Source organism: Rahnella sp. PD4, from assembly GCF_049199325.1.
Lineage (GTDB): Bacteria > Pseudomonadota > Gammaproteobacteria > Enterobacterales > Enterobacteriaceae > Rahnella > Rahnella perminowiae.
Genome location: NZ_JBLZQF010000001.1, coordinates 934,947 through 947,879, shown reverse-complemented (window position 1 = coordinate 947,879; position 12,933 = coordinate 934,947). Strand labels below are relative to the sequence as shown.

The 12,933-nt window shown below is 50.2% G+C and carries 10 protein-coding genes; 5 read left to right on the top strand and 5 right to left on the bottom strand.

Annotated features, from left to right (window positions below):
* The first annotated feature begins 11 nt into the window (after nt 1-11).
* Both ACOZIO_RS04235 and ACOZIO_RS04230 read left to right on the top strand, forming a co-directional pair.
* A complete protein-coding gene (locus ACOZIO_RS04235) occupies nt 12-404 on the top strand; it encodes an ASCH domain-containing protein (RefSeq protein ID WP_129951752.1) in 393 nt (130 codons plus the stop codon).
* Nucleotides 405-499: 95 nt separating this feature from the next.
* Complete coding sequence (locus ACOZIO_RS04230; RefSeq protein WP_129990455.1) at nt 500-1,150, top strand: hypothetical protein; 651 nt, start codon at nt 500-502, stop codon at nt 1,148-1,150.
* A 43-nt stretch (nt 1,151-1,193) separates the two neighbouring features.
* Here the strand turns inward: ACOZIO_RS04230 and ACOZIO_RS04225 are convergent, their stop codons facing one another.
* The 5 genes from ACOZIO_RS04225 to yebS all read right to left on the bottom strand — a co-directional run bounded on the left by ACOZIO_RS04225 (nt 1,194) and on the right by yebS (nt 9,168).
* Nucleotides 1,194-1,436 (bottom strand): YebV family protein, encoded by a 243-nt coding sequence (locus tag ACOZIO_RS04225; protein ID WP_013576157.1) that lies wholly within the window; start codon nt 1,434-1,436, stop codon nt 1,194-1,196.
* 193 nt (nt 1,437-1,629) lie between these two features.
* On the bottom strand, nt 1,630-3,351 hold the full coding sequence (locus tag ACOZIO_RS04220; RefSeq protein ID WP_421594945.1) for a sensor domain-containing diguanylate cyclase: 1,722 nt from the start codon (nt 3,349-3,351) through the stop codon (nt 1,630-1,632).
* A 368-nt stretch (nt 3,352-3,719) separates the two neighbouring features.
* On the bottom strand, nt 3,720-5,237 hold the full coding sequence (rsmF, locus tag ACOZIO_RS04215; RefSeq protein ID WP_421594944.1) for a 16S rRNA (cytosine(1407)-C(5))-methyltransferase RsmF: 1,518 nt from the start codon (nt 5,235-5,237) through the stop codon (nt 3,720-3,722).
* 84 nt (nt 5,238-5,321) lie between these two features.
* Entirely contained in the window at nt 5,322-7,952 is a 2,631-nt protein-coding gene (locus ACOZIO_RS04210; protein ID WP_235173067.1) for a PqiB family protein, read from the bottom strand.
* Nucleotides 7,921-9,168 (bottom strand): membrane integrity lipid transport subunit YebS, encoded by a 1,248-nt coding sequence (yebS, locus tag ACOZIO_RS04205; protein WP_129951747.1) that lies wholly within the window; start codon nt 9,166-9,168, stop codon nt 7,921-7,923. The genes ACOZIO_RS04210 and yebS overlap by 32 nt, the downstream gene beginning before the upstream one ends.
* 257 nt (nt 9,169-9,425) lie before the next feature.
* On the opposite strand from yebS, the gene ACOZIO_RS04200 reads away from it, so the two are divergent.
* The 3 genes from ACOZIO_RS04200 (at nt 9,426) to prc (ending at nt 12,800) form a co-directional block, all read left to right on the top strand.
* Entirely contained in the window at nt 9,426-9,923 is a 498-nt protein-coding gene (locus tag ACOZIO_RS04200) for a GAF domain-containing protein (RefSeq protein WP_129951746.1), read from the top strand.
* A gap of 95 nt (nt 9,924-10,018) precedes the next feature.
* Entirely contained in the window at nt 10,019-10,708 is a 690-nt protein-coding gene (proQ, locus tag ACOZIO_RS04195; RefSeq protein WP_015697850.1) for an RNA chaperone ProQ, read from the top strand.
* 19 nt (nt 10,709-10,727) lie between these two features.
* Entirely contained in the window at nt 10,728-12,800 is a 2,073-nt protein-coding gene (gene prc / locus ACOZIO_RS04190) for a carboxy terminal-processing peptidase (protein WP_129951745.1), read from the top strand.
* The last annotated feature ends 133 nt before the right edge of the window (nt 12,801-12,933 follow it).

Genomic DNA, 12,933 nt, shown 5'->3' with positions numbered 1-12,933 from the left:
AAGGATAAATTATGATTCCGCAGATCCCACTTAAATACAGGGATGCAGAGCGCTGGTCGTTTGGTGATACCGAGTCGTCAGCAGACGAACTGGCTAAGCGTGTTATTGAAGGCATAAAAACCGCCACCTGTTCTAATCTTGATGATGACCCGGAACCAGAACCAGGCGAAGTCTTTGTGGTGGTTGATGGCCGCAATAATCCGGTGTGTGCCGTACAACTGACCGAAGTGAAACAAGTTCCTTTTGATCAGGTGACAGAACAACACGCCTGGGAAGAAGGTGAAGGCGACCGCACGCTGGCTTACTGGCGCGCTGAACATCAGCGTTTCTTCGAAGAGTACGAGATGTTTGAACCCACTATGCCATTGTTACTGATGAAATTTCGGATGATAGAGAAGTTCTAAATCTCTGAGGGGGCCTGATAAGGAAAATCAGGCCTTAAATCCCCGTCGCTATATGATCAGTCTGAAGTGGTCTGTCCGGCGTTCAGGAATATGTCATGTCCGTGAATCCAGTGTCTCATCGCGCTTTTACAACCCTTTCCGGTATACCTTATTTCAGTCAATGGGAAGACCCTGATTGCGCTGCCGGCATTATTGCCGGTGAACTTGAACTGAGTGATATCAAACTCTGGGCACAATCTGGCGCATCTAGTCAGCAGGAATTTATTGAGTGGGCAAACCATGTCTGTGGGATGTGCTGTCTGAAAATGGTGCTGGCAGCTGTTTTCGGAAAAGTAGTGCCTGTTCTTAACCTGACTCAACACAGCCTGCCATATGGCACCTATGTGCGTGAGGGGGATAACATTAAGGGATTGATTTATGCGCCTTTTGTTGAGTATGTACGTCAGGAGTTGGGGCTGAAAGCAGTCGTCAAAGTGGGAATTTTTGCTGAGGATATTGCTGCACAAATGGCCGGTCACCGGTTCTTCATGGCTTCGGTGCACCCGTCAATTCGCATACCGGAGACCGTTCCGCCGTCTAAAGGTGGGCATCTGGTGCTGGTGACGCATGCTGACAGAAAGTATATAACCTTTCATAATCCCTCCGGTCATGATATTCGCACGCAGCAGGATGTCACATTACCGGTGGATGTCTTTGCCCGCTTTTTTGCCGGACGGGGTATTTCACTGGTTGAAAACGCTGGCTGACCGCAAGCGGCATGGCGAACACAATTCCGTTCGCCATGCGGTATTACTCCAGTCGCATGATCCACTCATCTTTCTGTTCGTCATACTTCTCCTTGTATAGCACCGAGTGACGACCATCCACTACGGCCGGAACACTGGTGTGGTCATCCCAGGCATCAAGTTGCATACACAAATCAGGATCTGATTTGCAGGGGATGTGCACTTTATCGCCGCCTTTTGCTTCAGGCGTCGAGAGATGTGCATCGTCAATTTCGTAACTGCCAATTCTTATGCTCGATTTTCCCATCAGGTACTCCTTGCCAGAGTGACGTGTGTGATTTCAGTAACATCAGGTACGACCAGTTGGCCTCCCTATATGAGGATAGCTGACAGCACAAAAAGTGCCAGCCGAATTTTTAACGAAGCAGAAAACAGCCAAAAGAAAGAGGAGGGGAAGATAAAACAGCCGCACGGCAAATAGCGCACGGCTGCACAAAAGATTAAAGTTGATTAAACCTGACGGAGACGGGCATGGCGTTAATCTGGTTGCGACCATTGTTCTTTGACAGATACAAAGCTTCATCAGCGGCGCTCACAATATCCGACTGATCCTCAATGTCCGGATCCTGATCTGGCATATAAGTCGCAATTCCCTGGCTAATGGTCACGCGGTTAAATTCGCTGAAGCTGTGCTTGATACCCAGTGCTTCAATTGATTCCATAATGTGCTGTGCCACAATCCACGCACCTTTCAAATCAGTATCCGGCAAGATCGCGGCAAATTCTTCGCCGCCAAAACGTGTCACGACATCGGTACTGCGTTTGAGTGATTTTCGCAAGGTACGGGCTACCAGGCGCAGGCAGGCATCACCGGAAAGATGTCCGTAGTGGTCGTTAAAATGTTTAAAGTAATCGATATCTATCATCACCACGGTCAGCGGCGTGCGGTTACGCTTGGCACGCATATATTCGTGGCTGAGCACTTTTTTAAACTCACGCCGGTTCGGTAATTTGGTCAGTGAGTCTGTGCGCGCCTGAATTTCCAGACGGCGGTTAGCTTTGACCAGTTTCAGTTCAAGTAATTTACGTTCATGAACGTCTTCAGCGGTACCGTACCAGCGCTGAATAGATCCGTCGGAGGCATAACTCGCTGCCGCACGAATACGCATCCAGTTCCAGCCGCGGTCAACGTGGCAGAAGCGAACTTCAATATCCAGTGGTGCGCCTGTTTTCAGGCAATGTTCCCAGGTTTGTACAGCAGCACGGCGGTCTTCTATATGCATACTCTGGATCCACTTATCTGCCAGAATATCCTGGCGCGTCATGCCGGTGATCCGCTGGAAGCGTGAGCTGACGTCGTTAAGCAGGCCGCGCGGATCTGCTGTCCACGGGATTTGCGGGTTCAGCTCAACCATATTGCGGTAATGCTCCTGGCTTTCGCGCAGTGCCCGTTCCATCCGTTTAAGGCTGGTAATGTCCGTCATCGCGACGGAAAGGCCATTAAGCTGATTTTGTGTATCACAGGCCGCTTTGATACGGACAAAGAAAACTTGATTCTTACCGGGGATGGAGAATTCGCGGTCAGGCGTGGTTTCATTGCGCTGCGCAAGTTCCAGTGCGTTATTGAGCAACGGAGAAAGGCCGGGCAGGAACACGCCAACTTTACGGCCAATCGCTTCGTATGGTTGCAAACCGATAATATTCGCCATGGCATCGTTTACGGTGACATAGCGCATTAGCAGGTCAATAAAACACAAACCGACCGGTGCATTGGAATAAATGGTTTCAAGCTGGAAGAGGCGCTGACCAGGAGCCTGATCAAGGCTGGTGAGATTGCGGTCGATCCCCCGATAACCCCGGAAATTACCTTCATTGTCAAACAGCGGAACACCGCTGGTTTCAAGAATGACTTCCGTACCGTCAGGGCGGATGTTGCGGTTTAGCAAACCACCGAAAGGTGCGCGCCGTTCGACGATAGCGGCAAACTGCTCGCCGACCCGTTTGGCTTCATCGGGTGGCATGAAGTCAAACGGCGTTTTTCCTAATACTTTTTCAGGCGGAACTCCCAGAAACTCGATGCATTTATTCGAAGAAAAAACATAACGCCCCTGCGTATCGACTTCCCAGATCCAGTCAGAATTGTTATCGATGATATCCCGCAGGCTGGCCATTTGCTGTAATAGCAGTCCATCTGCTGATTCGAGTTTCATTTCATCCGACATGACACTTCTCCGACTGGCAGGTCTTTACTCAACATCAGGCATTAAGGTTTATATCTGAAAATGATATATCACTAGCAATGTTATCTTGATGGCAATAATACATGTCACGGTAGGATTATTCCTACTTATAATTCAATAAACCTTTCTGGATAATATAAATAATTATCGACTATATACAGCATAAAATTTTGACTAAGTAAGGGTTCTATACACTTTGTCATCCGGATTTCATCTAAAGACTACGATGAACAGAATTCACCAAAACTTACCGGGATGAATTTTTATCGCTACGAATAGTGATCAGATAGAGTATTCTGCGCCATCAGGATGATTTGATGGCACAGAAGTTTGCAAAAGTGTCGGATTAATTAATCATCCGATAAAATCTGTGGTCGGATCGCGCCATCCCTGACCAGTTCACGCGGCAAACTATTTTTAATCCTGCTGCCGATCCGCTTTGCTAATCCCAACGGCTGACCGAGCCATGTCACCAGACATTCATCAGCCGGAGGGGAAGTTTCCGGATAAATATCGACGCCGCGGAACCAGCTTTGCGCCAGTTCATCGTCAATGTCAAAACGGTTTTTAGCATCAGTATAGCTGAATGCCACCACGGCTTCGTGCTGCCAGCGGAAGCCTTTTGGAAAGCGTTCTGCCAGCCGGATACCAATACGCGAGAAGCGCACCTTGCCAAACAGGGGTTCCAATACCGCCGGGAACATCCAGATCTCTTTGTCACGCTGCCACAACGTGTATTGTTTTTCCGGCCATGAAAGCCCGGACTGAGCGGCGGCTTTGATAATTTCCGCGCTGTCCAGACGGGAAAGCGGAGAGAAAGGAAAACGGCCTACTTTATACCCCGGAACAGGCAAGCGCGGTACAGAGTCCGTTTTACGAAAACGCGCGACGAAGAAACCTTCACTGTCATAAACCTGAGGGAATACGTGCAAATAACCTTCCGGCGTTACCGCTTTCTGCGCACCTGCGAATAAATCAGCCAGCGACTCACTTTCCACCGCATGAGCGTACGTATCGAGCAGCCACTGGCAGACCTGTTGATTTTCCTGTGCGTTGAGGGTGCAGGTTGAATAAACCAGTACACCACCTGGTTTCAGCGCATGAAAGGCACTCTCAATCAGTTCACGCTGTGTGGCGGCAATTTCTGAAACGCTGTTTTCAGACCAGTTGCTCATGGCATCAGGATCTTTACGGATAACCCCTTCGCCGGAGCAGGGGGCATCCAGCAGAATCGCATCGAAAGTTTCCGGCAATGCGGCACCAAATACACGCCCGTCAAAGTGTGTCAGTGCCGTGTTGCTGACACCACACCGGCTGATATTGGCATGCAAAACTTTTACCCGACTTGCGGAATATTCATTGGCAACGATGCCCCCCTGATTTTCCATCAGCGCCGCTATCTGGGTCGTTTTTGAACCCGGTGCGGCGGCGATATCCATCACCAAAGCTGGCTGAGTATCATGCGAAAACAACGCGGTGACCGGCAGCATAGAGCTGGCTTCCTGAATGTAGAACAATCCTGCAAGATGCGATAAGGCATTGCCTAAGCGCGATTCATCGAGCGCATGGCGGTTGATCCAAAAACCTTCGGCGCACCAGGGCACAGGCTCTAAATCCCACTGATAACTGCCGGCGAGTGTAAGAAAGTCTTCCACGCTGATTTTGAGGGTGTTGACCCGCACACTGGGGCGAAGAGGGCGCTGGCAGGCGGCGATGAAATCCTCCATGCTCAGGCTGGCAGGCATGATGGCACGGGTAGCTTCCAAAAAAGCGGCGGGTAATTTATCAGCAAAAGTGCTGGCAGTGGTGAGCTTTGACAAGAATGCGGTTCCAGAGCTGAATAAGTTTTCAGCCGCGGAGTTTAGCATATTTCGCTTTGGGGGGAGGGCCTGAGTCATAGTCCGGCAAGGAAAAGGCCACCCTGAGGTGGCCTCCGGTGAAAATCATATTGGTTAGTTTTTAGGAATGGCGGTACCCCATTTCTGCCAGTCTTTCGGCGCTTCCGGATTGAGCAGGAAATGGTTGCCATTGGCGGCTTTCGGCGCCAGCGGCGTTGTCGGCGGGGTCGCAAAAGCGATGCCGCCGCGGATAAACTGTTGGAATGTGCCGCTTTTAAAGACGCCGCCAGTCAGACCGAACTGCAAGTCATAACCCGATGCCAGCCAGAAAACGGAGTTTTCACGCACCAGATACTGGTATTTTTTGCTGATTCTCAGCGTCACGTTGACCCGGTCAGCCATCGCGCCAAGGTAGAAGCCTGAGACAGTTCCCACTTCGATACCCCGGAACAACACCGGCGTACCGATTTGCAATGAGCCGACTTCAGCAGCGTCAACAACAATGCCGAGACCGTCGGTGTAACGGGAGTCTGTGATGGTGGATTCCTGCAGGTCAAAATTGCGCGCCGGAACCCCTTTGCCTGCTTCAACGTTGATGTAAGGCTGGAGCAGGGTTTCCAGATTGCTGACACCGCCAGCCGAGATCTCCGGCGAAACAATCGAGAAGCGTGAACCGCGACGGGCAAAATCATTCACATATTCCGGATACAGCACAGCTTTGGCCGAAACCTGATTAAGCTGCGGATCGAGTTTCAGTGATTCGACCTGACCAATCGTAATGCCCAGATAGCGGATTGGCATGCCAGCGGAAAGCTTACTGGCATCATAAGTGTTCAGCGTTATCTGACTGCCAACGGCGCGGGCAGAAGTTTCGGAATCATACAGAACCCGTTTCACCCCTTTGCTGGTGGAGACACCTTCAAGATTATCAAAGCTGATGGCGCCTTTTAGCGCACGATCTAATGGCGAGGCCTGAACGGTCAGACCGCTGCCATTGAGTTGTACTTTCGCACCGCCTTCAGCCCAGAAAATACTTTTTTCTGACAGAAGGTTCCGGTATTGCGGCTGAATATACACATCGACTTCAAATTCGTTCGCTTTCGGGCGTACATTTACAATTTGCCCGACCTGAAACTTACGGTAAAGCACCACCGATCCTGCCTGGATATCTGGCAGGTTTTTTGCCGTCAATGTCAGCGTGGCGCCAGGCTGATCGCCCTGAATACCTTCAGCGGCCTTTTCTGCGTTGCTGTAAAGCGGGTATTTGGGCGCGGGCTCCCCTTTGCTTCCAGGAATAAGGCGGATACCCCCGTCGACCCATTCCTGCGCGCTGGCGCCCAGCACTTCCATGCCATCAATACCCAGCTTCACATCCAGGCGGCTGTTGACCACAAATTTGCTGTCTTTATGCAGGAGGTTTTTATATTCCGGCTTGATCGCGGCATTGAACAGAATACCTTCGTCAGTCAGCGTGCGGTCGATGACGGAACCGACGTTGATACCATAAAGTTTGATCGGCTGCCCCGCATCAATCCCATAGCTTTGCGGCGCAATCAGCTGAATCTTGACAGTGCCGGGGTTCTGGAGCAGACGCTGGTTACTGTCAAGCACCACGAAATGCTTTTGCGGTTCGCCATCGCCTGGGATCAATTCCAGGGTATTCCCCGTCAGCAGCTGGCTGAGATTAGCGTTGTTCAAACTAATTTTCGGGCTGTTCATTTCGATACGTGTACCCGTGCGCATCAGATCGACTACCGAAGGGTCGACAGTCAGTTTACCGACCACCTTATTGTTTGGCTGCAACGTCACATTGGTCAGCGTACCGACCTGCAACCCCTGATACATCAGCGGTGTCTGTCCTTCTGACAAGCCGTTACCGTTTGGTAAATCGAGATTAATCTCAACCCCGCGCTGGCTCTGCGCCAGATCCGGATATAACACGTAAGACTGATCTGCTTTGGCCGGATTACCTTCATTTGGCGAATCCATTGCAATGGCACCGTTAACCAGTGCGGCCAGGCTTTCCATTTGCACTTTCGCGCCGCTCAGGCTGAAGTCGCCTTTAAAGCCGGATACGTTCCAAAAGCGCGTGTTGTCTTTCACCAGACCGGCAAAACGCTTGTCGATCAGCAAATCAATGGTGACGCCGTCATTACCACTTTCAATGTCGTAATCGTAAACTTTCCCGATAGGAATTTTGCGGTAATACACCAGCGAACCGGTGCTGAGTGAGCCCAGATCTTTCGAATGCAAATGAATCATCAGTTCACCGGTATTCAGGCGGAATTTAGGCTGAGTATCGAGGGCAACGAAATGATCTTTTTCTTTACCTGGTCCCGGCATCATGCCGATATAATTACCGCCCACCAGCGCATCAAGCCCGGAAACCCCGGCCAGTGATGCTTTCGGAGTAACCAGCCAGAACTGTGTGCCTTCACGCAGGGCGTCAGATAAATCGCTTTTGATACTGACTTTTACCTGAATGGTACGCAGATCTTTAGTCAGGCTGATGGATTCTACTGTCCCAACCTCAACCCCCTGATAACGCACAGGAGTACGGCCCGCAACGATACCCGCTGCCGACTGGAAATCGATCGTAACAGTATTCCCACTCTCCTGATAGTTGCTGTAAATCAGCCATCCGGCGATCAGTAAAGCAATAAACGGCAGAAGCCAGAAAGGCGAAATCCGGCGCCTGTGTTTTATCCGTGCTTCAGTCGGAGTATTCGGCGTTTCCTGTTGCATGTGCATCCCAAATCAAGCGGCTATCAAGCCATTCAACGGCAAGAATGGTCAGAATTACGGCAGAGCCAAAGTAGAAGGCAGCCGGTCCCATTGTAAAAGACAAAAGCTGGTCACGGTTTACCAGCGACATCATTAAGGCAATAACAAACAAATCCAGCATCGACCAGCGTCCTATCCAGGTGACCAGTCGCAGTAAGCGGATACGCGTTTTCAATCCCTGAATCGCTTTAAAATGGATACTGAGTAACAGCGTCAGCATCACAATCACTTTGGTAAAAGGCACCAGTACGCTGGCGATAAACACAATCGCGGCAATCGGTATGTTCCCTGAGGTGGCCAGCGAAACGACACCGGAGAAAATAGTGTCCTTCAGTTGCTGCCCGTTGGCATAAATGATGGAAATGGGTAACAAATTGGCCGGGATTAAAAATATCATTGCCGCCATCAGCGCCGCCCAGGTTTTTTGCAAACTGTGTTTGTAGCGTAGACGCATGGGCACGTGACAGCGAGGACAGCGCCCGCGTTCGTCCGGCAATCCCGTGAATTTGCAGGCAAGGCACAAGCGCAGTGAAGACGGCACGCCTTTCGGCCTGCGCTGCGGATAAAACTCCTCCCACAACTGCTCAATATTCAGATTAATCATTGTCAGCGTGACCATCACGGTCATCATCAGATACGCAGTAAGCGCAATGCCGGCGTTGATATCCGCATATTCCTTGACCTTGATACTGGCGACGGCCATCCCAATCAGATAAATATCGAGCATGACCCAGTCTTTCAGGCGATCCAGCATCAGCAATACGGGCTTGAGATTCATTCCCAGCTTACGGCCAAAATGCAGATAAAGTATAGAAATCGCCAGGGTAAGCGGCGCTCCGATGGTGCAAAACGCCACCATGCTTGCCGTAACCGGATCGCCCTGGCGCGACATCTGCCAGATGCCTTCGAGCAGGCTGGCATCAATGCGCGTGCCGAGCAGGCGAATGCTGATCAGCGGTTCGGTGTAGGCGAAAGGCATCAGCAACAAAATGCTGATGGCCATAGTGATCAGCCTGGGGAGGGAACAGACTTTGCCTTTCTCTACCTTGGCATTACAACGCGGACAATGTGCCGTTTGCGTCCGCTTCAACGCCGGGAGCGAGAAAAGGTAATCACATTCATGGCAACGCTGGTAGCGAACATGCGGTAACTGGGCTGATATTGTGTGTATTTTCATAGTACCTGGAATAGTAAAGAATACCTGTTGTTACAATTACGCATCCCCAAAGGGGGGCAGGCGAGGCCATCACGCCAAGATCAGCCAGGTTTTTTTGACAAAATAACGTATTATGCGGTCGGCAAACAGTTATTGTAGGTGAGTCTTTTTGATGTCACACAGGATTAACCTTGTTCATATGGGCATTTAATGCTTATTTTATAGAGGTTAAGCACAACAGAACGGCTCAGTGCCCTTAGGTTATTATTGGTTACTACATGAATAAAGAAGCATTCTACACGGAATTAAAACGTGATTTGAACGCCTTGATCGCCGGAGAAAACAATTTTATTGCGACTCTGTCGAACGCAAGCGCCTTACTTTTTGAGCGTCTTGATGGCGTCAACTGGGTAGGTTTTTATCTGCTGGACGGTACAACACTGGTGCTCGGGCCATTCCAGGGTAAAATTGCCTGTGTGCGTATTCCGGTAGGAAAAGGTGTCTGCGGTACCGCAGTCGCGGAAAATGCCGTACAGCGTGTGGGGGATGTTCATGCCTTCCCCGGCCATATCGCCTGTGACGCAGCAAGTAATGCCGAAATTGTTCTGCCAGTGACCGTTAATGGCACAGTGATCGGCGTATTAGACATTGATAGCACCGTTTATCAGCGCTTCGATGAAGCGGATGAACAGGGGCTGACAGAGTTAGTCAGCGGGCTTTGCCAGCATCTCGAAAACTGCGATGCTGAAAAATATGTCAATCTGATTGTAAGTTGATCGTCGGATAACGTGGCATTTAATAATGGCGTCATTATAATGTCGCCTGTTCATGCCTGCGCCGGTTGGCAAACCCGTTGTAATCAGGAAATTTCATGGAAAATCAACCTAAGTTGAACAGTAGTAAAGAAGTCATCGCCTTTTTGGCTGAGCGGTTCCCGCTTTGTTTTACCGCCGAAGGCGAAGCACGCCCGTTAAAGATTGGTATTTTTGCGGATTTGGTCGAACGCGTGCAAGGTGAAGAGAATCTGAGCAAAACTCAGTTGCGCTCTGCTCTGCGTCTGTATACCTCAAGTTGGCGTTATCTGTACGGCGTTAAAGTTGGTGCGGAACGTGTTGACCTTGATGGTAACTCATGTGGCGTTCTTGAAGAGCAGCACGTAGAACATGCCCGTAAACAGTTGGAAGAAGCGAAAGCCCGTGTTCAGGCACAACGTGCAGAACAACAGGCTAAACGTCGTGAAGCCGGTGAAACCACTGAGCCACGTCGTCCACGTCCGGCCGCTAAAAAACCTGCGCCGCGTCGTGAAAATGCGCCCGCAGCTGTGGCTGGTCAGGAAAATCGCAAACCACGTACACCTCGCCCACCGCGTGAGGAAAAACGTGAACCGCGTCAGGTGCCAGTAACAGACATTTCAAAACTGCAAATTGGCCAGGAAATCAAAGTCAGAGCAGGTAAGAGTGCTATGGATGCCACCGTATTGGAAATTGCCAAAGACGGTGTCCGCGTTCAACTCTCTTCGGGTCTGGCGATGATTGTACGCGCAGAACATTTGCAGTTCTGATACGGAGGCCAACTCAGGCATGAACAAATTTGTCAGATTAAGCGTTATCGCGGGTCTGTTAATGGCAAGTGCAGGGCTGGTGAATACCAGCTTTGCAGCGAACGAGAGTACACCGGTAACTCTCGCTCAACTTCCTAATTTAACGCAGGATCCGCAGGATGCAACGGTGAGCGAGCGTGTGACTGCTCGTTTTACCCGTTCACATTATCGTCAGTTCGACCTTAATGCAGATTTCTCAGCGAAAATCTTCGACCGCTACCTCAACATGCTCGATTATGGCCATAACGTATTAATGGCTTCCGATGTCGCACAATTTACTGATAAACGTGCCACCTTGGGTGAGGAACTGAAATCCGGTCAGTTAACCACGCCATATGCTTTATTCAATCTGGCTCAAAAACGCCGCTTCGAACGCTATGACTACGCATTAAAAGTGCTTGAGCGTCCGATGGATTTCACCGGCAATGACACGATTGAACTTGATCGCAGTAAATCACCGTGGCCGAAAGATCGTGCTGAGCTGGACAAATTGTGGGATGCAAAAGTCAAATATGACGAGCTGAACCTCAAACTGACCGGCAAGAACGATCAGGAAATTCGTGATGTGTTGTCCAAGCGTTATCATTTTGCGATGAAACGCCTGACGCAAAGTAACAGCGAAGATGTTTTCCAGTTGATTATGAATGCCTTTGCGCATGAAATTGACCCGCACACTAACTATCTGTCTCCGCGCAGCACCGAGCAGTTTAATACCGAAATGAGTTTGTCTCTGGAAGGTATTGGTGCCGTCTTGCAAGGTGACGACGATTATACCGTCATCAATTCTATGGTTGCTGGTGGCCCGGCGGCCAAAAGTAAAGCCATTGCGGTTGGTGATCGTATCGTGGGTGTCGGGCAGGTTCAGGCAGGCAAACAGACTCCAATCGTGGATGTCATCGGATGGCGTCTTGATGATGTGGTCGCGTTGATCAAAGGCCCCAAAGGCAGCAAAGTCCGTCTGCAAATCTTGCCTGCGGGTAAAAATGCCAAGAACCATGTGATTACGCTGACCCGCGAGAAAATTCGTCTCGAAGATCGCGCCGTCAAAATGACCATCAAGAATGTTGGCGCCCAAAAAGTCGCTGTGATGGACATTCCTGGCTTCTATGTGGGCCTGACGGATGATGTCAAAGTTCAGTTGCAAAAAATGGCTAAGCAGAACGTTAACAGCTTAGTTATCGATCTGCGTACCAACGGTGGTGGCGCCCTGACGGAAGCAGTTTCGCTGTCGGGTCTGTTTATTCCAAGTGGGCCGGTCGTTCAGGTGCGTGACAATAATGGCCGCATCCGGCAGGACAGCGATACCGATGGCGTCGTTTACTACAAAGGTCCGCTGGTGGTTCTGGTTGATCGCTTCAGTGCTTCGGCATCAGAGATCTTCGCGGCCGCTATGCAGGATTATGGCCGTGCGCTGATTGTCGGTGAACCGACCTTTGGTAAAGGTACGGTTCAGCAGTACCGTTCGCTGAACCGTATTTACGATCAGATGCTGCGACCTGAATGGCCTGCGCTCGGTTCTGTGCAATATACTATCCAGAAGTTCTATCGCATCAATGGCGGCAGTACTCAGCGTAAAGGGGTTACCCCGGATATCCTGATGCCAACCGGTATTGAATCGATTGAAACCGGCGAGAAGTTCGAAGATAACGCACTTCCGTGGGATAGCATTAATGCGGCGACTTACACCAAATTAGGCGACATGAAGCCGTTCCTGCCTGAATTGTTGAAAGATCATGAAGCCCGTATTGCGCAAAATCCTGAGTTCCAGTACATCCAGCAAGACATTGCCCATTACAAGGCGCTGAAAGACAAACGTAACATTGCCTCTCTGAATTACGCACAGCGTGATAAAGAAGATAAAGAGGATGATGCACTGCGTCTGAGTCGTCTGAATGAACGCTTCAAGCGTGAAGGGAAGAAACCGCTGAAATCTCTCGACGATTTGCCGAAAGATTATGTTGCTCCGGATCCTTACCTCGATGAAGCTGACCATATTGCTGTTGATCTCGGTAATCTGGAAAAGTCTCAGGCTGATCAGGCACCGGCGAAATAACGGTTGTGAAAGCCATACTGAAAGCGCACTCCGGTGCGCTTTTTTTATGCGTGTGTTTTGTATGAAGCTTCGAAAGTATCCCGCAGAGTGATACGGAAAAATGTTGATATTTCAGGTCACTCTGTGAATAAAA